This is a genomic window from Pseudomonas sp. FA-1 (assembly GCF_056856075.1).
Map to the genome: position 1 here is coordinate 149,849 of NZ_JBWXTH010000002.1, position 20,190 is coordinate 170,038.

Consider the following 20,190-nt stretch of genomic DNA (forward strand, 5'->3'; position numbering starts at 1 on the left):
TGTCTCCGAATGACGTTCAGCCCATCCCTGGAACTAGCGGACATCAGTAACCGTGACGCCTCAACCATTCCCGGGACAGTTCCCGGGCCCGCTGGTCCGCGGCGAATACCGCCTCCAGCGAAGGCAACGGTACCACGGGTTCCTGGTCGAGCACCTGTTCGATCATACCCGCGATCTCCGGGAAGCGGATACGCCGCTGGAGAAATGCCTCCACGGCCACTTCGTTGGCCGCATTGAGCACGGCCGGTGCGCTGTTGCCCGCCTCAGCCGCCTGGCGCGCCAGGCGCAGGCAGGGGAAGCGCTGCTCGTCGGGGGCCTGGAAGTCCAGGCGGGCGATGGTGAACAGGTCCAGCGGCGCGACACCGGAGTCGATGCGCTCCGGCCAGGCCAGGGCATTGGCGATCGGCGTGCGCATGTCAGGGTTGCCCAGCTGTGCGAGCACCGAACCATCGACATAGTCCACCAGCGAATGGATGACGCTCTGCGGGTGGACCACCACCTCGACCTTGGCCGGCGCCGCGTCGAACAACCAACAGGCTTCGATGAGCTCCAAACCCTTGTTCATCATGCTCGCCGAGTCGACCGAGATCTTGCGCCCCATGGACCAGTTGGGGTGGGCACACGCCTGCTCCGGCGTGACATTGGCCAACGCCGCGGCCGGCGTCTCGCGGAACGGCCCGCCCGAGGCGGTCAGCAGGATGCGCCGCACGCCGACCTGAGCCAGCCCGCGGGCATGGTCGGCAGGCAGGCACTGGAAGATCGCGTTGTGCTCGCTGTCGATCGGCAGCAACACGGCGCCACTGCGCCGTACAGCGTCCATGAACAGCGCGCCGGACATCACCAGCGCTTCCTTGTTGGCGAGCAACACCTTCTTGCCCGCCTCCACGGCCGCCAGGGTCGGGCGCAGGCCCGCGGCACCGACGATGGCCGCCATCACCGCATCCACCTCCGGCGCCGAGGCGACCTGGCACAGCCCCGCCTCTCCTTCCAGCACCTCGGTGGTGCAACCGGCACTCGCCAGGCCGTCGCGCAAGCGCGCGGCAGCCTCGGCGCTGGGCACCACGGCATAGGCCGGGCGGTGCCGCTCGCACAGGGCCAGCAACTCATCGAGACGGGAATAGCCGCTCAGGGCGAACACCTGGTAGCGCTCCGGATGACGCGCGATAACGTCCAGGGTGCTCAGGCCGATGGAACCGGTGGCACCCAGCACCGTGATACGTTGCGGATGGCTCACATCACACCCCATTCAGCAGCCCAGAGCAGTACGGCGAACATCGGGATCGCCGCGGTCAGGCTGTCGATGCGGTCGAGCACGCCACCATGGCCGGGCAGCAGGTTGCTGCTGTCCTTGATGCCTTCGCGGCGCTTGAACATGCTCTCGGTCAAGTCACCGATCACCGAGGACATCACCACGATTACTGCGCCCAGCAGGCCGAGCAGCACATCGCCGATGCTCCAGTCGCGGGCCAGGCCCACGCCCAGGGTGGTCAGCAGGCTCACCGCCAAGCCACCATAGACACCCTCCCAGCTCTTGCCTGGGCTGACCTGCGGCGCCAGCTTGCGCTTGCCGAAGGCTCGACCGGAGAAGTACGCACCGATATCGGCGGCCCACACCAGCACCATGACCGCCAGGATCAGCCAGTTACCCAGCGGCCAGTGCTTGAGCAGCACCAGGCCCTGCCAGGCCGGCAGCAGTACCAGCAGCCCGATCAGCAGGCGACAGGCCGCGCTGTTCCACAGCTCGCTGCTGCGTGGGTAGGTGAGCACCAGCCAGGTGGCCAGCCCCCACCAGATCACCGAGGCGCCGAGCACCCAGGGCGCCAGGTCGGGCATCAGGTAAAGCAGCATCAGCGCCCCGGCGACCACCGCCGCATAGGCCAGGCGCAACGGCTGGGCGACGAGCCCGGCCAGGCGCGCCCATTCCCAGGCGCCGAGGGTGACGACCAGGCCGATGAACAGGGCGAAGTCCCCGCCGTTGAGCAGGAAGAAGCCACCCAGCGCGACCGGCAGCAGGATCAGCGCGGTAATGATGCGTTGTTTAAGCATTAAGCACGAGCTCCAGCCTCGACCTGCTCGCTGGTCTTACCGAAGCGGCGCTGGCGCGAAGCGAAATCGGCCAGGGCGGTACGCATGGCCTCGTGTTTGAAGTCCGGCCAGTACAGGTCGGAGAAGTACAGCTCGGCATAGGCCAGCTGCCACAGCAGGAAGTTGCTGATGCGATGTTCGCCCCCGGTGCGGATGCACAGGTCGGGCAACGGCAGGTCGCCTGTGGCCAGGCAGGTCTGCAACAGGCCCGGGGTGATGTCCTCGGGACGCAGGTGGCCGGCCTGGACTTCACGCGCCAGGCGTTGCGCCGCCTGGGCGATGTCCCACTGACCACCGTAGTTGGCGGCGATCTGCAGGATGAAGCGGTCGTTGCCGGCGGTTAGGGCCTCGGCTTCGCGCATGGCGGCCTGCAACTCGGGATGGAAGCGCGAGCGGTCGCCGATGATGCGCAGGCTGATCTTGTTCTCGTTCAGGCGCTTGGCCTCGCGGCGCAGGGCCGTGAAGAACAGCTCCATGAGCGCACCGACCTCATCGGCCGGCCGCTGCCAGTTCTCGCTGGAGAAGGCGAAGAGGGTCAGTACCTCGACCCCGGCCTCGGCGCAGACTTCGATCACCGCACGGACCGCATCGACGCCGGCCTTGTGCCCGGCGACGCCGGGCAGCAGGCGTCGCTTGGCCCAGCGGTTGTTGCCATCCATGATGATCGCGACGTGACGCGGCACCGAAGGCGATGCCGCTGGCTTGGTCTTTTCCATGAAAGAAACCCCGGCCTCAGACGGCCATCAGGTCCTTTTCCTTGGCCTTGAACGCAGCATCGATTTCAGCGACGAACTTGTCGGTCAGCTTCTGGATCTCGTCCGCGGCACGACGCTCTTCGTCTTCGCTGATTTCCTTGTCCTTGGTGAGCTTCTTGAGGTCAGCCAATGCATCGCGACGCACGTTGCGCACAGCCACCTTGGCGTCCTCGGCGACGCCGCTGGCCTGCTTGGTGTAGCCCTTGCGGGTTTCCTCGGTCAGGGCCGGCATCGGCACACGGATGGTGGTGCCTGCGCTGGACGGGTTCAGGCCCAGGTCGGAGGTCAGGATGGCCTTCTCGATGGCGGCACTGAGGTTCTTGTCGTGGGCGACGATCTTCAGGGTACGGGCGTCCTCGACGGTGATGGCAGCCACTTGGTTCAGCGGCATCTCGCTTCCCCAGGCCGGGACTTTGACGCTGTCCAGGATGCTTGGGTGGGCGCGACCGGTACGGATCGCTGCCAGGTTGCGAGCCAGGGCCTCGATGGACTTGCCCATGCGCTCCTGCGCGTCTTTCTTGATGTCGTTGATCATGCTTGGCCTTCCTCGATCAGAGTACCTTCAGCGCCACCCACCACGATGTTCAGCAGGGCGCCAGGCTTGTTCATGTTGAATACCCGCAATGGCATCTTGTGGTCGCGGCACAGGCAGATTGCGGTCAGGTCCATGACACCGAGCTTGCGATCCAGGACCTCGTCGTAGGTCAGGTGATCGAACTTCTCGGCGTGCGGGTCCTTGAATGGATCGGCAGTGTACACACCATCGACCTTGGTCGCTTTCAGCACCACGTCGGCATCGATCTCGATGGCGCGCAGGCAAGCTGCGGAGTCGGTGGTGAAGAACGGGTTGCCGGTACCGGCGGAGAAAATTACCACATCCCCGGAGTTGAGGTGACGAATAGCTTTGCGGCGGTCGTAATGGTCGGTAACGCCAACCATGGAAATGGCCGACATGACCAGCGCCGGGATGTTCGAACGCTCCAGGGCGTCACGCATGGCCAGGGCGTTCATCACGGTGGCCAGCATACCCATATGGTCGCCGGTGACGCGGTCCATGCCGGCGGCGCTGAGCGCTGCACCGCGGAACAGGTTGCCGCCGCCGATCACCAGGCCGACCTGGACGCCGATGCCGACCAGCTGGCCGACTTCCAGGGCCATGCGGTCCAGTACCTTCGGGTCGATCCCGAACTCTTCCGAGCCCATCAGGGCCTCGCCGCTAAGTTTGAGCAAAATGCGTTTATAGCGAGGTTGGCGACCACTCACCTGCTGGGCCATTGCGAGTTTCTCCTGGGGCGTGCATTTAGAAAATTCGTGCGGGCTGTTTGCAGCCTGCTAACTGTAGCGTGGCGCTGCTTCAGCGCCAGCGGATGCGCGAGGGGTAAACCCGCATCCGTTTTGACAAAGAGGCTGCGCGCGTGAGCGGGCAGCCTCTTTGGGGCGACAGACGGGGCTGTCTTACTGCTTGGCGGCAGCTACCTGGGCGGCAACTTCTTCAGCGAAGTTGTCGACCGGCTTCTCGATGCCTTCGCCGACCTTGAAGTAGGTGAAGGAAACGATTTCAGCACCGGCTTTCTTGGCCAGTTCGCCAACCTTGACTTCCGGGTTCATGACGAAGGCTTGCTCTTTCAGCGAAGCTTCGGCTTTGAACTTGGTGATACGACCGTTGATCATGTTCTCAACGATGTTTTCCGGCTTGCCAGCGATCTTGTCGGCGTTCAGCTGCAGGAAGACGTTCTTCTCACGCTCGATGGCCTCGGCGGAGATTTCCGACGAATCCAGGAACTCAGGGTTCGAAGCTGCAACGTGCATGGCGATGTTCTTGGCCAGCTCGACGTCGCCGCCCTTCAGGACGACAGCAGCGCCGATCTTGTTGCCGTGCAGGTAGGCGCCGACGACGTCGCCTTCAACGCGCACCAGGCGACGGATGTTGACGTTTTCGCCGCACTTGGCGACCAGGGCTTCACGAGCAGCTTCGCGCGAGGCGATCAGCGGAGCGGCATCGGTCAGCTTCTGGGCGAAGGCTTCTTCCAGGCTGTCGGCAACGAAGTTCTTGAAGTCGTCTTGCAGGGCCAGGAAGTCGGTCTGCGAGTTCACTTCCAGCAGGACAGCGGACTTGCCGTCGGTCTTGACCGCGATGGCGCCTTCGGCGGCAACGTTGCCAGCCTTCTTGGCGGCCTTGATGGCGCCGGAAGCGCGCATGTCATCAATGGCTTTTTCGATGTCGCCGCCGGCCTTTTCCAGGGCCTTCTTGCAGTCCATCATGCCTTCGCCGGTACGCTCGCGCAGTTCTTTGACCAGCGCTGCAGTAATTGCTGCCATTTCAAAATCCTCTTGGAAAGTTTTTCAACCATTCCACCCGCTCGTCACGGGCGTTCAATTCTGCGAATCCACTGCTGTCACTTCAGCAGCCCCATGATGCGCGGAGGTGCTGACAGCAGGATTTCAAGGTGGCAAAAAGGGGGCCTAGCCCCCTTTTTGCGTGCCAAGTAGACGCCGGGCGTCAATTACTCGGCAGCAGGTGCAGCCGCTTCTTCAGCGTAGACTTCGGTGCCGCCGGCAACGTTGTTGCGGCCGCGGATGACGGCGTCAGCCATCGAAGTCATGTACAGCTCGATGGCGCGGATGGCGTCGTCGTTGCCTGGGATGACGTAGTCAACGCCTTCCGGGCTGCTGTTGGTATCGACAACACCGATGACCGGGATGCCCAGCTTGTTGGCTTCGGTGATAGCGATGCGCTCGTGCTCGACGTCGATGACGAACAGTGCGTCAGGCAGGCCACCCATGTCCTTGATACCACCCAGGCTGCGATCCAGTTTTTCCAGGTCGCGAGTGCGCATCAGGGCTTCTTTCTTGGTCAGCTTGGCGAAGGTGCCATCTTCGGCCTGGGTTTCCAGGTCGCGCAGACGCTTGATCGAAGCACGGATGGTCTTGTAGTTGGTCAGCATGCCGCCCAACCAGCGGTGGTCAACGTATGGCGAACCGCAACGAGCAGCTTGCTCGGCGACGATCTTGCCAGCGGAACGCTTGGTGCCGACGAACAGGATCTTGTTCTTGCCCTGGGCCAGGCGCTCGACGAACGACAGAGCGTCGTTGAACATCGGCAGGGTTTTTTCCAGGTTGATGATGTGGATCTTGTTGCGCGCGCCGAAAATGAACTTGCCCATTTTCGGGTTCCAGTAACGGGTCTGGTGGCCGAAGTGCACACCGGCCTTCAGCATATCGCGCATGTTGACTTGGGACATGATAGTTCCTTGATAAGTCGGGTTGGGCCTCCACGTGTCCCAATGACCAACCCACAGGCTCGCGAGCTTGGGGCACCCAGGTCATCGTGTCGACACGTGTGTGGGTTAAGGCTTCCGGGGACCTCCCCCGAAAGCGGCGCATTTTATATCACAGACCGCGGGCGAACGGAACCCGGATGATACCTCGTCCGTCAGCGGCTTTTGCAGCCTGTGGGCAATCGCGCCAGAATTGCCTACTGACTAGACAGCAGAACCTGCGCCTTTATCCCCACAGATTGACGCCCCGCTCTGCTAGAATCCGGCCTTTCCCGTTTGTTCGCGCCCCCAGGGCGCCGTAGAGAGCCTGTATGACCGTCACCATCAAGACCGCAGAAGACATCGAGAAGATGCGCATCGCCGGCCGCCTGGCCGCCGAAGTCCTCGAGATGATCGAAGAACACGTCAAGCCCGGCGTCACCACCGAGGAGCTCGACCGCCTCTGCCACGACTACATCGTCAACGTCCAGCAGGCGATCCCGGCGCCGCTCAACTATAAAGGCTTCCCCAAGTCGATCTGCACCTCGATCAATCACGTGGTCTGCCATGGCATCCCCAACGAGAAGCCGCTCAAGGATGGCGACACCCTCAACATCGATGTCACCGTGATCAAGGACGGCTACCACGGCGATACCAGCCGTATGTTCCACGTCGGTACCGTCGCGCCCTGGGCCGAGCGCCTGTCCAAGGTCACCCAGGAATGCATGTACAAGGCCATCGAGCTGGTCAAGCCGGGCTGCCGCTTGGGCGATATCGGCGAGGTGATCCAGAAGCACGCGGAGAAGAACGGCTTCTCGGTGGTACGCGAATTCTGCGGCCATGGCATCGGCAAAGTGTTCCACGAAGAGCCGCAGGTACTGCACTACGGCCGCGCCGGCACCGGCATGGAACTCAAGGAAGGCATGACCTTCACCATCGAGCCGATGATCAACCAGGGCAAGGCCGACACAAAGGTGCTGGGCGACGGCTGGACCGCCATCACCAAGGACCGCAAGCTGTCCGCCCAGTGGGAGCACACTATCCTGGTGACCGCCACTGGCTACGAGATCTTCACCCTGCGCAAGGACGACACCCTGCCGCGCACCTCGGCCTGATCCGTCCCAGGGCCAACAACACAGGAACGCGACTCGATGCCCCAGGTGGATCCCGAGCTGTTCGACCGTGGCCAGTTCCAGGCGGAACTGGCGCTCAAGGCAAGCCCCATCGCTGCCTTCAAGAAAGCCATCCGCCAGGCCGGCGCGGTGCTCGACCGACGCTTTCGCGAAGGCGGCGAGATCCGCCCGCTCATCGAGGATCGCGCCTGGTTCGTCGACAATATCCTGCAACAGGCCTGGAACCAGTTCGACTGGCGCGACCAGGCCGGCATCGCCCTGGTCGCCGTCGGCGGCTACGGCCGCGGCGAACTGCACCCCTGGTCTGACATCGACCTGCTGATCCTGCTCGACAGCGCCGAGCACGAGCAGTACCGCGATGCCATCGAACGCTTCCTTACCCTGCTGTGGGACATCGGCCTGGAAGTGGGCCAGAGCGTGCGCACCGTGGAGGAATGCGCCGAACAGGCCAAGGCCGACCTGACGGTGATCACCAACCTGATGGAAAGCCGCACCATCGCCGGCCCCGAGGCCTTGCGCCAACGCATGCTGGATGTCACCAGCACCAAACATATGTGGCCGAGCAAGGAATTCTTCCTGGCCAAGCGCGCCGAACTCAAGGCACGCCACCACAAGTACAACGACACCGAATACAACCTCGAGCCCAACGTCAAGGGCTCCCCGGGCGGCCTGCGCGATATCCAGACCGTTCTGTGGGTGGCCCGCCGCCAGTACGGCACCCTCAACCTCCACGCCCTGGCGGACGAAGGCTTCCTGCTGGAGAGCGAGAACGAGCTGCTGGCCTCCTCCCAGGCGTTCCTGTGGCGGGTGCGCTATGCCCTGCACATGCTCGCCGGGCGCGCCGAGGACCGCCTGCTGTTCGACCACCAGCGCAGCATCGCCGCATTGCTCGGCTACGGCGACGAGAACCCCAAGCGCGCGATCGAGCAGTTCATGACCCAGTACTACCGGGTGGTGATGAGCATCAGCCAGCTGTGCGACTTGATCATCCAGCACTTCGAGGAGGTCATCCTCGCCGATGATGCCAGTAGCACTACCCAGCCGTTGAATGCACGCTTCCGGCTGCATGACGGCTACATCGAGACGGCCAACCCGGCCGTGTTCAAGCGCACCCCGTTCGCCATGCTGGAAATCTTCGTGCTGATGGCCCAGCACCCGGAGATCAAGGGCGTGCGAGCCGATACCGTGCGTCAGTTGCGCGAACATCGCCACCTGATCAACGACAAGTTCCGCAACGATATCCGCAACACCAGCCTGTTCATCGAACTGTTCAAGTGCGAGATCGGCATCCACCGCAACCTGCGGCGGATGAACCGCTACGGCATCCTCGGGCGCTACCTGCCAGAGTTCGGCCTGATCGTCGGGCAGATGCAGCACGACCTGTTCCACATCTATACGGTCGATGCCCATACCCTCAACCTGATCAAGCACCTGCGCAAGCTGCAGTACACCCCGGTCTCGGAGAAATTCCCGTTGGCCAGCAAGCTCATGGGGCGCCTGCCCAAACCCGAGCTGATCTACCTGGCCGGCCTCTACCATGACATCGGCAAAGGCCGCCAGGGCGACCACTCCGAGCTGGGTGCGGTGGATGCGCAGGCCTTCTGCGCGCGCCACCAGTTGCCGGCGTGGGACAGCCGGCTGATCGTCTGGCTGGTCCAGAACCACCTGGTGATGTCCACCACCGCCCAGCGAAAGGACCTCTCCGACCCGCAGGTGATCAACGACTTCGCCCTGCACGTGGGCGACGAGACCCGTCTGGACTACCTCTACGTGCTGACCGTGGCCGACATCAACGCCACCAACCCCAGCCTCTGGAACTCCTGGCGTGCCAGCCTGCTACGCCAGCTCTACACCGAGACCAAGCGCGCCCTGCGCCGCGGCCTGGAGAACCCGCTGGACCGCGAGGAGCAAATCCGCCAAACGCAGACCGCCGCGCTGGATATCCTGGTGCGCGAAGGCACCGATCCGGACGATGTGGAACAGCTGTGGGCCCAACTGGGCGACGACTACTTCCTCAAGCACACCGCTGCCGACGTAGCCTGGCACAGCGACGCGATCCTCCAGCAGCCGGCCGATGGCGGCCCGCTGGTACTGATCAAGGAAACCACCCAGCGCGAGTTCGAGGGCGGCACGCAGATCTTCATCTATGCCCCCGACCAGCACGACTTCTTCGCCGTGACCGTGGCCGCGATGTCCCAGCTCAACCTGAACATCCATGACGCGCGGATCATCACCTCCAGCAGCCAGTTCACCCTCGATACCTATATCGTCCTGGACAACGACGGCGGCTCGATCGGCGACAACCCGCAGCGGGTCAAGCAGATCCGCGACGGCCTGACCGAGGCCCTGCGTAACCCTGAAGACTACCCGACCATCATCCAGCGTCGGGTCCCGCGCCAGCTCAAACACTTCACCTTCGCCCCGCAGGTGACCATCCACAACGATGCCCAGCGGCCGGTGACCATCCTGGAAATCACCGCCCCCGACCGCCCCGGCCTGCTGGCGCGGATCGGGCGCATCTTCCTGGAGTTCGACCTGTCGCTGCAGAACGCCAAGATCGCCACCCTCGGCGAACGGGTGGAGGACGTGTTCTTCATCACCGACGCCGACAACCAGCCGCTCTCGGACCCCCAGCTGTGCCTGCGCCTGCAGGAAGCGATCATCAAGCAACTGCAGGCTGGCCAGGCCAGCGACACCAGCACCACCCGCGTGACCTTCTAACGATTGACGAGACCCTGCGCCGATGAACCATGCCCTGACCCAGCTTCAGCCCTACCCGTTCGAGAAACTGCGTGCCCTGCTGGGCAGCGTGAAGCCGGCGGACAAACGCGCCATCGCCCTGTCGATCGGCGAGCCGAAGCATGAATCACCGGCGTTCGTCGCCAAGGCCATGGCCGACAACCTCGACAAGCTGGCGGTGTACCCGAGCACCATCGGCCTGCCCGCGCTGCGCCAGGCCATCGGCCAATGGTGCGAACGCCGCTTCGGCGTGCCGGCCGGCTGGCTCGATGCCGACCGCCACATCCTGCCGGTCAACGGCACCCGCGAAGCGCTGTTCGCCTTCACCCAAGCCGTGGTCAACCGCGCCGATGACGGCCTGGTGGTCAGCCCCAATCCGTTCTACCAGATCTACGAAGGCGCGGCCCTGCTGGCCGGCGCCACCCCGCATTACCTGCCATGCCTGGAAAGCAACGGCTTCAACCCGGACTTCGATGCCGTACCGGCCGAGGTCTGGCAGCGTTGCCAGATCCTGTTCCTGTGCTCCCCGGGCAACCCCACCGGCGCCCTGGTGCCGATGGACACGCTGAAGAAGCTGATCGCCCTGGCCGACGAGCACGATTTCGTGATCGCCGCCGACGAATGCTACAGCGAGCTGTACTTCGACGAAGATGCCCCGCCACCGGGCCTGCTGAGTGCCTGTGCCGAGCTTGGCCGCAGCGACTTCAAGCGTTGCGTGGTGTTCCACAGCCTGTCCAAGCGCTCCAACCTGCCGGGCCTGCGCTCGGGCTTCGTCGCCGGCGACGCCTCGATCATCAAGCCGTTCCTGCTGTATCGCACCTATCACGGGTGCGCCATGCCGGTGCAAACCCAGCTGGCCAGCATCGCCGCCTGGCAGGACGAGGCCCATGTCCGTGACAACCGCGACCAGTACCGGGCCAAGTACGACGCGGTACTGGCGATTCTCCAGCCGGTGATGGACGTGCAGCGCCCGGACGGCAGTTTCTACCTGTGGGCCAAGGTGCCGGGCTGCGATGCCGATTTCACCCGTGACCTGTTCGAAGCCCAGCATGTGACCGTGGTACCAGGGTCGTACCTGTCGCGTGAGGTCGATGGCGTGAACCCTGGCGCCGGCCGGGTACGTATGGCGCTGGTTGCGCCGCTGGCCGAGTGCATCGAGGCCGCCGAGCGGATTCGCGCATTCCTGCAAAGCCGCTGATGGCATCAGGGGGCGCTTTGCGCCCCCATTTCGCGGGACAAGCCCGCTCCCACAGAGGCCTCGCTATCTTGAAGGCAGCGCGTACCCTGTGGGAGCGGGCTTGTCCCGCGAATGGGTCAGCGACGGTGCTACCTGACCTGCCCCAGGTTCGCCTCGCTCAGGTCCAGCTCCCCCAGCACCTGGCGCACCACCTCATCGCCCACCAAGTGCTTGCGATGCAGCTCGTACAACGCCAGCCGCTGCGCCCTCAGGGCCCGCACCCGCAATCGCCGCTCCAGCAAGTCCATTTGCTCGGCCAAGGCCCGGGCTTCGGCCGTGTCGTTGTAGCTGTCCAGCTCATCGCGGTACTCGGCCATCAAGCGCGCCTTGAGCTCCACCGCCAAGGTCGCCTGGGCTGCATCCTGAGGGGCATTGGCATCGACCACCTCCTCGGCCTCCAAGGCATGGATGGCCGCCTCCGCCGTGCGCCGCCAGGCGTCCTGTACCTCCTGGCGCAGGCGTTCGTCCGGGCTCCTGGTAACCCCACGCAGCAACAGCGGCAAGGCGACGCAGGCGCTGACCAACGACAGCAGGATCACGCCGGCGGCGATGAAGATCAGCAAGTCACGCTCGGGGAAGGCCTTGCCCGCCCCCATCAGCAATGGCACCGACATCACGCCTGCCAGGGTCACCGCCCCGCGTACGCCACCGAGCGTCAACAGCAGGCAGGACCGGGTGGTGGGCACCAGCACCAGCTCCGGCTTGCCGCGCCAACGGCGTACCACGCCGATCGCACGCCAGATGCTCTGCACCCAGACAAAGCGTAGCGCCACCAGCGCCACGAAGATCGCCACCACGTCCAGGCAGCGCCAGGCCAGGATTGGCCACACGGCGGCCTCATCGCTGACCACCGCCTTGATGATGTCCGGCAGTTGCAGGCCCAGCAGCAGGAAGATCAGGCCATTGAAGGCGAACTCCAGCAGCGACCACACACTGCGGTTGAGCAGGCGCGTGCTGGTCTGGCGCGGCAGCAGGTCGAGCCAGCTCTGCATCATGCCGGCCGCCACCGCAGAGAGGATGCCCGACACACCGAGGCGCTCGGCCAGCACATAGGCAGCGAACGGCAGCAGCAACATGAACACCACGTGGGTCGCCGGATCGTCCCAGCCGCGAGCGATCATCCAGGCCCGCAGCCGCCCGATCAGCCAACTCAGGGCCACGCCGACCGCCAGGCCGCCCAGGGCAACGATGACGAAGGTCACGCTCGCCTCGGTCAGCGAGAACACCCCAGTGATTGCCGCAGCCAGGGCGAACTTGAAGGTCACCAGGCCTGACGCATCGTTCATCAGCGCCTCGCCCTGGAGCATGTGCATCAACGGGGTAGGCAGGCGATCCTGGGCGATGGCCGACACCGCCACGGCGTCGGTGGGCGACAGTACCGCCGCCAGGGCGAAGGCCACCGGCAGAGGAATGCTCGGCAGGATCCAGTGGATGAAGTAGCCCGCCCCGACCACGGTGAACAGCACCAGCCCCACCGCCAAGGCCACCACTGGCCCACGCAGGCGCCACAGTTCGCGCTTGGGCATACGCCAACCGTCGGCGAACAGCAGCGGCGGCAGGAACAGGAACAGGAACAGCTCCGGATCCAGCGCCACGTGCAGGCCCAGGGTTGGCCAGGCCAGCAGCGCGCCGGCGGCGATCTGCACCAGCGGCAATGGCAGCGGGACCACCCGCCCGACCAGTTTCGACACGCTTACCAGCGTCAGCAGGATGAGGACGGTATAGGCTGACTGCATCAGCAAAGGCTTCCTGTGTAATCCGAATAAAGCGACAACGGGGCGAATCCTCGCCATTGAAACAATATGTTAGCGGCGGATGGGGAACCGGGGCCGCTGCACGATAGTCGCAGGGGGCGAGTGAATATGTAACATGATGATACGTGGTAGGGGCGAGGTGCAGGGCTTCAGGATTACGACTGCGCGCGATCGACCATGCACCGAACCCCCAAGCCACGCACACCCGTGGCGCTCCAGGGAGCGTTCCCGCATAATCCCGCGACTGACAATCGAACACGGAGAAATTGGGGCGGCCTTCGAACCCCAATGCACACGATGACCTACACGCTCTATGGCATAAAAGCCTGCGACACCATGAAAAAAGCACGTACCTGGCTCGAAGACCAGGCCATTGCCTACGAATTCCACGACTACAAGACCCAAGGCATCGACCGCGACAGCCTCAACCGCTGGTGCGACGAGCACGGCTGGGAAGTGGTCCTCAATCGCGCCGGTACCACCTTCCGCAAGCTGGATGACGCCAGCAAGGCCGGTCTCGACCAGGCCAAGGCCGTCGAGCTGATGCTGGCCCAGCCGTCGATGATCAAGCGCCCGGTACTCGACCTTGGCAGCCGCACCCTGGTTGGCTTCAAGCCCGACCTGTACGCCGCGGCACTGGCCTGAACCGCCTTCGCTTCAACCCCTTATTTGCATGAGGTAATCGCATGTCCACTACCCTGTTCAGCCTGGCCTTCGGTGTCGGCACCCAGAACCGCCAGGGTGCCTGGCTGGAAGTCTTCTACGCGCAGCCCTTGGTCGCCCCGAGCGCCGAGCTGGTCGCCGCCATCGCCCCGATCCTCGGTTATGAAGGTGGCAACCAGGCCATCGCCTTCAGCAACGCCCAGGCCGCCCAGCTGGCCGAAGCACTCAAGGCTGTGGATGCCGGCCAGGCCGCCCTGCTGACCCGCCTGGCCGAAAGCCACAAGCCGCTGGTCGCTACCCTGCTGGCCGAAGACGGCGCCCTGACCTCCACCCCGGAGGCCTATCTCAAGCTGCACCTGCTGTCCCACCGCCTGGTCAAGCCGCACGGCGTGAGCCTGGCCGGCATCTTCCCGCTGCTGCCGAACGTCGCCTGGACCAACCAGGGCGCGGTGGACCTGAGCGAGCTGGCTGAACTGCAGCTCGAGGCACGCCTGAAGGGCGAGCTGCTGGAAGTGTTCTCGGTGGACAAGTTCCCGAAGATGACCGACTACGTGGTCCCGGCCGGCGTGCGTATCGCCGACACCGCCCGTGTACGCCTGGGCGCCTACATCGGCGAAGGCACCACCATCATGCACGAAGGCTTCGTCAACTTTAACGCCGGCACCGAAGGCCCGGGCATGATCGAAGGCCGCGTCTCGGCGGGCGTGTTCGTCGGCAAGGGCTCGGACCTGGGTGGCGGCTGCTCGACCATGGGCACCCTGTCCGGCGGCGGCAACATCGTCATCAAGGTCGGCGAAGGCTGCCTGATCGGCGCCAATGCCGGCATCGGCATCCCACTGGGCGACCGCAACACCGTGGAAGCGGGCCTGTACATCACGGCCGGTACCAAGGTGAACCTGCTGGACGAGAACAACCAGCTGGTCAAGGTGGTCAAGGCCCGTGACCTGGCCGGCCAGACCGACCTGCTGTTCCGTCGCAACTCGCTGAACGGCGCAGTGGAATGCAAGACCCACAAGTCGGCCATCGAGCTGAACGAGGCGCTGCACGCCCACAACTGAGAACCATGACGGGTTCGAAGTGATAAGATCGGGTCTGGCCTAGCACCAGGCCCGATTTTCATTTCAGGTCCCGTGATCATGTTCCAGCCCTCCCCCTGGCGTGCCGATTTCCCCGCGATCGCCGCCCTGCAACGGCAGCACCAGACCTACCTGGACAGCGCCGCCACCACCCAGAAGCCCCAGGCCCTGCTCGACGCCCTGAACCATTACTACCGCCACGGCGCGGCCAATGTGCATCGCGCCCAGCACCTGCCCGGCGCCATGGCCACCCAGGCCTTCGAAACCAGCCGTGACAAGGTCGCCGCCTGGCTCAACGCCGGCGACGCGCGCCAGGTGGTCTTCACCCATGGCGCCACCTCGGCGCTGAACCTGCTGGCCTACGGCCTGGAATACCGCTTCGAGGCTGGCGACGAAATCGCCATCAGCGCCTTGGAGCACCATGCCAACCTGTTGCCCTGGCAGGAACTGGCCCGGCGCCGCAATCTGCGCCTGGTGGTACTGCCACTGGACGAACACGGCCACATCGACCTGAACCAGGCCTTGCAACTGATCGGCCCCCGTACGCGGTTGCTGGCGGTGAGCCAGCTGTCCAATGTGCTGGGCACCTGGCAACCCCTGCCTGCGTTGCTCGCCCACGCCCAGGCCCAGGGCGCACTGACCGTGGTCGACGGTGCCCAGGGCATCGTCCATGGTCGCCACGACGTGCAACAGCTGGGCTGCGATTTCTATGTGTTCTCCAGCCACAAGCTGTACGGCCCCGAAGGCGTCGGCGTGCTGTATGGACGCCCCGGAGCGCTGGAGCAACTGCGCCACTGGCAGTTCGGCGGCGAAATGGTGCAACTGGCCGACTACCACAGCGCCAGCTATCGCCCCGCGCCGCTGGGCTTCGAAGCCGGCACCCCACCGATCGCCGGCGTCATCGGCCTGGGCGCGACCCTTGGCTACCTTGCCAGCCTCGACGCCACCGCTGTCGCCCAGCATGAAGCCAACCTGCACCAGCATCTGCTGCGTGGCCTGGCCGACCGGGACGGCATCCGCATCCTGGGCATGCCGCAAGCGGCGCTGGCCAGTTTCGTGGTGGAAGGCGTGCACAATGCCGACCTTGCCCACGTGCTGACCGAGCAAGGCATCGCCGTGCGCGCCGGGCATCACTGCGCCATGCCGCTGCTCAAGGGCCTGGGGCTCGAAGGCGCGATTCGGGTGTCGCTGGCCTTGTACAACGACGGCGACGACCTGGTGCGCTTCTTCGACGCCCTCGACCAAGGCCTGGAGCTGTTGCGATGAGCCTGTCGGCAGAGGCCAGCCAGGCGCTGGAGAGCTTCGAACAGGCGCGCGGCTGGGAACAGCGGGCGCGATTGCTGATGCAGTGGGGCGATCGGCTGGAGCCATTGGACGATGCGCAGAAATGCGAAGCCAACCGCGTGCATGGCTGCGAAAGCCTGGTCTGGCTGGTGGCCGAGAACGACCAGGGGCAATGGTACTTCAAGGCCAGCAGCGATGCCCGCCTGTTGCGTGGGCTGCTGGCCCTGCTGCTGGTGCGGGTGCAAGGGTTGCCAAGCGCGGACCTGGCCCAGGTGGACCTGCGCGGCTGGTTTACCCAGCTGGGGCTGGAGCGCCAGCTGTCGCCGTCGCGCAGCAATGGCTTGCATGCAGTGCTCCAGCGCATGGCGGAATTGGCCCCCGATCGCTGACCAACGCCGCTCCTACAGGGCGCGAGCAGGGCGGTTATTCTGGCTTGATGCGCTCCGAAGGCCGCCGCGCCCCTGCCACCAGTTTCTCCACCGCCTTGCTCGCCGCGACCATGCCGAAGGTCGCGGTCACCATCATCACCGCGCCAAAGCCACCTGAGCAGTCCAGGCGCACGCCCTCGCCCACGAAGCTCTTCTGCAGGCAGACGCTGCCATCACCCTTGGGATAGCGCAGCTGCTCGCTGGAAAACACGCAGGGCACGCCATAGTTGCGCGACACGTTACGCGAGAAGTTGTAGTCGCGCCGCAGGGTCGAACGCACCCGCGAGGCCAGCGGGTCGTTGAAGGTCTTGTTGAGGTCACCGACCTGCACCTGGGTCGGGTCGATCTGCCCGCCTGCGCCACCGGTGGTGACGATGGCGATCTTGCGCCGGCGGCACCAGGCGATCAATGCGGCCTTGGCCATGACGCTGTCGATGCAGTCGATGACGCAGTCGAGCGCTTCGGTGATGTACTCGACCATGGTGTCGCGGGTGACGAAGTCGGCCACGGCATGCACCGTGCACGCCGGGTTGATCGCGCGCAGGCGCTCGGCCATCACCTCCACCTTCGGCCGCCCCACCTGGCCCTCCAGGGCATGGGCCTGGCGGTTGGTGTTGCTGACGCAGACATCGTCCAGGTCGAACAAGGTGATCTCGCCCACGCCGCTGCGGGCCATGGCCTCGGCCGCCCAGGAACCGACCCCGCCGATACCGACGATCGCCACATGGGCCTGGCGCAGGCGCTCCAGGCCCTGCTCGCCATACAGCCGGGCAACGCCGGCAAAGCGTGGATCTTCTGTGCTCATGCTCACCCCCTGAAAAAACGGCGCGCATTATATGCCAACAGGCCAGCCCTGGGGCCGCCATGCCGCCCTTGTTAGTAAAGACCCTACAAACCCTGCTTTAATACCCCATCAACCAAAGCGTCCTGAGCGATAGCCGAGCGGCATCAGAACTTCATCGTGCGCGGGCAATCCAAGCATTGCTTGCCCTGGCAAGGCCCGCCCCGCTCCCCCTTCGGAACCTGAAACACCTATGTCATCACGCAAATTCGGTCTCAACCTGGTGGTGGTCCTGGCCATCGCCGCGCTGTTCACTGGCTTCTGGGCGCTGATCAACCGCCCGGTGTCCGCCCCTGCCTGGCCGGAGCAGATCTCCGGCTTCTCCTATTCGCCGTTCCGCCTGGGCCAGAGCCCACAGAAAGGCCAATACCCCAGCGATGAAGAAATGCTCCAGGACCTGGAGCAGATGAGCAAGCTGACCGACAGCATCCGCATCTATACGGTCGAGGGTACCCAGGCGGACATCCCTCGCCTGGCCGAGGAACTGGGGTTGCGCGTCACCCTGGGCATCTGGATCAGCCCGGACCTGGAACGCAACGAGCGTGAGATCGCCAAGGCCATCGAACTGGCCAATACCTCGCGCAGCGTGGTGCGGGTCGTGGTGGGCAACGAAGCCCTGTTCCGCGAGGAGATCACCCCCGAAGCACTGATCAACTACCTGGACCGGGTGCGGGCAGCGGTGAAGGTCCCGGTCACGACCAGCGAACAATGGCACATCTGGAAGGAAAACCCGGAGCTGGCCAAGCATGTCGACCTGATCGCCGCGCATATCCTGCCCTACTGGGAGTTCGTGCCGATGAAGGACTCGCTGCAGTTCGTCCTCGACCGCGCCCGCGAGCTCAAACAGCAATTCCCACGCAAGCCGTTGCTGCTCTCGGAGGTCGGCTGGCCCAGCAACGGGCGCATGCGCGGCGGTGCCGACGCCACCCAGGCCGACCAGGCGATCTACCTGCGCACGCTGGTCAATACCCTCAACCGTCGCGGCTACAACTATTTCGTCATCGAGGCCTACGACCAACCCTGGAAGGCCAGCGACGAAGGCTCCGTGGGCGCCTACTGGGGCGTGTTCAACGCCGCACGCCAACAGAAATTCAATTTAGAGGGCCCCGTGGTCGCCATTCCGCAATGGCGCGCCCTGGCCGTGGCCTCGGTGGTGCTGGCGCTGATCGCCCTGGCGGTGCTGCTGATCGACGGCTCGGCCTTGCGCCAGCGTGGCCGCACCTTCCTCACCTTCATCACCTTCCTGTGCGGGTCGGTGCTGGTGTGGATCGCCTATGACTACAGCCAGCAGTACAGCACCTGGTTCAGCGTGACCGTGGGCGTCTTGCTGGCCCTGGGCGCCCTGGGCGTGTTCATCGTGCTGTTGACCGAGGCCCATGAGCTGGCCGAAGCGGTGTGGATCCACAAGCGGCGCAGGGAATTCCTGCCGGTGCAGGCGGACACGGCCTACCGGCCCAAGGTCTCGATCCACGTGCCCTGCTACAACGAGCCGCCCGAGATGGTGAAACAGACCCTCGACGCCCTGGCCGCCCTCGACTACCCGGACTATGAAGTGCTGGTGATCGACAACAACACCAAGGACCCGGCCGTATGGGAACCGCTCAAGGCCCATTGCGAGCTGCTGGGCGAGCGCTTCCGCTTCTTCCACGTAGCGCCCCTGGCCGGCTTCAAGGGTGGCGCGCTGAACTACCTGATCCCGCACACAGCCGCGGATGCCGAGGTGATCGCCGTGATCGACTCGGACTACTGCGTCGACCGCAACTGGCTCAAGCACATGGTCCCGCACTTCGCCGACCCGAAGATCGCCGTGGTGCAGTCGCCCCAGGACTACCGCGACCAGCATGAAAGTGCCTTCAAGAAGCTGTGCTACAGCGAGTACAAAGGCTTCTTCCACATCGGCATGGTCACCCGCAACGACCGTGACGCGATCATCCAGCACGGCACCATGACCATGACCCGCCGTTCGGTGCTGCAGGAGCTGGGTTGGGCCGAGTGGTGCATCTGCGAGGATGCCGAGCTGGGCCTGCGGGTGTTCGAGAAGGGGCTGTCGGCCGCCTACGCGCACAACAGCTACGGCAAAGGCCTGATGCCGGACACCTTCATCGACTTCAAGAAGCAACGCTTCCGCTGGGCCTACGGCGCCATCCAGATCATCAAGCACCACGCCGCTGCCCTGCTGCGGGGCAAGGGCAGCGAGCTGACCCGTGGCCAGCGCTACCACTTCCTGGCCGGCTGGCTGCCATGGATCGCCGATGGCATGAATATTTTCTTCACCGTCGGTGCGTTGTTGTGGTCGGCCGCGATGATCATCGTGCCGCAACGGGTCGACCCACCGCTGATGATCTTCGCCATCCCGCCGCTGGCGCTGTTCTTCTTCAAGGTCGGCAAGATCATCTTCCTGTACCGCCGCGCCGTGGGTGTCGACCTCAAGGATGCCTTCGCCGCCGCGCTGGCAGGGCTGGCACTGTCTCATACCATCGCCAAGGCGGTGCTGTACGGCTTCTTCACCAGCAGCATGCCGTTCTTCCGCACGCCCAAGAATGCCGACAGCCATGGCTTGCTGGTGGCGATTTCCGAGGCCCGGGAAGAGTTGTTCATCATGCTCATGCTGTGGGGCGCTGCGCTGGGCATCTACCTGGTGCAAGGCTTGCCTGGCGCGGACATGCGCTTCTGGGTGGCGATGTTGCTGGTGCAGTCGCTGCCTTATGTGGCGGCGTTGGTGATGGCGTTCCTGTCGTCGCTGCCCAAGCCGGTGGAAAAGGCGGCCGAGCCGCAACAGGCTTGAAACTATCAGGGCTGCTTTGCAGCCCATCGCCGGCAAGCCGGCTCCCACCGAGATTGCGCCGCTCTCAAGACTTGCGAAATCCGTGTGGGAGCCGGCTTGCCGGCGATTGGGCCGTGCCGCCTGGAACCATTTGATATAAGATAACGCCCCTGT

At 64.6% G+C, this 20,190-nt stretch carries 17 protein-coding genes; 8 read left to right on the forward strand and 9 right to left on the reverse strand.

Going from position 1 to position 20,190, the window contains the following annotated elements:
- Positions 1 to 43 precede the first annotated feature (43 nt).
- From ispC to rpsB, 7 genes are all read right to left on the reverse strand, one after another.
- A complete protein-coding gene (ispC, locus tag AC1MHZ_RS04685) occupies positions 44 to 1,234 on the reverse strand; it encodes a 1-deoxy-D-xylulose-5-phosphate reductoisomerase (RefSeq protein WP_084854369.1) in 1,191 nt (396 codons plus the stop codon).
- Positions 1,231 to 2,046 carry a phosphatidate cytidylyltransferase gene (locus AC1MHZ_RS04690; protein ID WP_482966074.1) on the reverse strand — a complete coding sequence of 272 codons (816 nt, stop codon included), beginning with the start codon at positions 2,044 to 2,046 and terminating at the stop codon, positions 1,231 to 1,233. Before AC1MHZ_RS04690 ends, ispC begins: the two co-directional genes overlap by 4 nt.
- Complete coding sequence (uppS, locus tag AC1MHZ_RS04695; protein WP_084854365.1) at positions 2,046 to 2,801, reverse strand: polyprenyl diphosphate synthase; 756 nt, start codon at positions 2,799 to 2,801, stop codon at positions 2,046 to 2,048. Before uppS ends, AC1MHZ_RS04690 begins: the two co-directional genes overlap by 1 nt.
- Before the next feature lie 16 nt (positions 2,802 to 2,817).
- Positions 2,818 to 3,375 (reverse strand): ribosome recycling factor, encoded by a 558-nt coding sequence (frr, locus tag AC1MHZ_RS04700; RefSeq protein WP_084854363.1) that lies wholly within the window; start codon positions 3,373 to 3,375, stop codon positions 2,818 to 2,820.
- The gene (gene pyrH, locus AC1MHZ_RS04705) at positions 3,372 to 4,115 is read right to left on the reverse strand and encodes a UMP kinase (protein WP_084854362.1); all 744 of its coding nucleotides are present in this window, start codon (positions 4,113 to 4,115) and stop codon (positions 3,372 to 3,374) included. Before pyrH ends, frr begins: the two co-directional genes overlap by 4 nt.
- Positions 4,116 to 4,295: 180 nt before the next feature.
- Positions 4,296 to 5,159: a translation elongation factor Ts gene (gene tsf, locus AC1MHZ_RS04710; RefSeq protein WP_084854360.1), complete on the reverse strand. Its 864-nt coding sequence runs from the start codon at positions 5,157 to 5,159 to the stop codon at positions 4,296 to 4,298.
- 185 nt (positions 5,160 to 5,344) lie between these two features.
- Complete coding sequence (gene rpsB / locus AC1MHZ_RS04715; RefSeq protein WP_084854358.1) at positions 5,345 to 6,082, reverse strand: 30S ribosomal protein S2; 738 nt, start codon at positions 6,080 to 6,082, stop codon at positions 5,345 to 5,347.
- Positions 6,083 to 6,429: 347 nt separating this feature from the next.
- Here rpsB and map point away from each other — a divergent pair, with 347 nt between their 5' ends.
- From map to dapC, 3 genes are read left to right on the forward strand one after another with little or no spacing between them, the layout of a single operon-like run.
- Complete coding sequence (gene map / locus AC1MHZ_RS04720; protein WP_084854356.1) at positions 6,430 to 7,212, forward strand: type I methionyl aminopeptidase; 783 nt, start codon at positions 6,430 to 6,432, stop codon at positions 7,210 to 7,212.
- Positions 7,213 to 7,248: 36 nt separating this feature from the next.
- Positions 7,249 to 9,951, forward strand: a complete 2,703-nt coding sequence (locus AC1MHZ_RS04725) for a [protein-PII] uridylyltransferase (protein ID WP_084854354.1) — start codon at positions 7,249 to 7,251, stop codon at positions 9,949 to 9,951.
- A gap of 22 nt (positions 9,952 to 9,973) precedes the next feature.
- Positions 9,974 to 11,167, forward strand: coding sequence for a succinyldiaminopimelate transaminase (dapC, locus tag AC1MHZ_RS04730; protein ID WP_084854352.1), 1,194 nt, complete (start codon positions 9,974 to 9,976; stop codon positions 11,165 to 11,167).
- 128 nt (positions 11,168 to 11,295) lie between these two features.
- Here dapC and AC1MHZ_RS04735 read toward each other — a convergent pair whose 3' ends face one another.
- Positions 11,296 to 12,942, reverse strand: a complete 1,647-nt coding sequence (locus AC1MHZ_RS04735) for a Na+/H+ antiporter (RefSeq protein ID WP_324814508.1) — start codon at positions 12,940 to 12,942, stop codon at positions 11,296 to 11,298.
- Between the two features lie 315 nt (positions 12,943 to 13,257).
- Here AC1MHZ_RS04735 and AC1MHZ_RS04740 point away from each other — a divergent pair, with 315 nt between their 5' ends.
- The 4 genes from AC1MHZ_RS04740 (at position 13,258) to AC1MHZ_RS04755 (ending at position 16,372) form a co-directional block, all read left to right on the forward strand.
- Complete coding sequence (locus tag AC1MHZ_RS04740; protein ID WP_172402941.1) at positions 13,258 to 13,605, forward strand: ArsC family reductase; 348 nt, start codon at positions 13,258 to 13,260, stop codon at positions 13,603 to 13,605.
- Between the two features lie 41 nt (positions 13,606 to 13,646).
- Positions 13,647 to 14,681, forward strand: a complete 1,035-nt coding sequence (dapD, locus tag AC1MHZ_RS04745) for a 2,3,4,5-tetrahydropyridine-2,6-dicarboxylate N-succinyltransferase (RefSeq protein ID WP_084854346.1) — start codon at positions 13,647 to 13,649, stop codon at positions 14,679 to 14,681.
- A 78-nt stretch (positions 14,682 to 14,759) separates the two neighbouring features.
- A complete protein-coding gene (locus AC1MHZ_RS04750) occupies positions 14,760 to 15,965 on the forward strand; it encodes a cysteine desulfurase (protein ID WP_465001364.1) in 1,206 nt (401 codons plus the stop codon).
- Positions 15,962 to 16,372, forward strand: a complete 411-nt coding sequence (locus AC1MHZ_RS04755; protein ID WP_482966075.1) for a SufE family protein — start codon at positions 15,962 to 15,964, stop codon at positions 16,370 to 16,372. Before AC1MHZ_RS04750 ends, AC1MHZ_RS04755 begins: the two co-directional genes overlap by 4 nt.
- A 34-nt stretch (positions 16,373 to 16,406) precedes the next feature.
- On the opposite strand, the gene tcdA is transcribed toward AC1MHZ_RS04755, so the two are convergent.
- On the reverse strand, positions 16,407 to 17,216 hold the full coding sequence (gene tcdA, locus AC1MHZ_RS04760; protein ID WP_224456678.1) for a tRNA cyclic N6-threonylcarbamoyladenosine(37) synthase TcdA: 810 nt from the start codon (positions 17,214 to 17,216) through the stop codon (positions 16,407 to 16,409).
- A gap of 229 nt (positions 17,217 to 17,445) precedes the next feature.
- Between tcdA and AC1MHZ_RS04765 the strand changes: the two genes are divergently transcribed.
- Positions 17,446 to 20,037: a glycosyltransferase gene (locus AC1MHZ_RS04765; protein ID WP_482966076.1), complete on the forward strand. Its 2,592-nt coding sequence runs from the start codon at positions 17,446 to 17,448 to the stop codon at positions 20,035 to 20,037.
- Positions 20,038 to 20,190 lie beyond the last annotated feature (153 nt).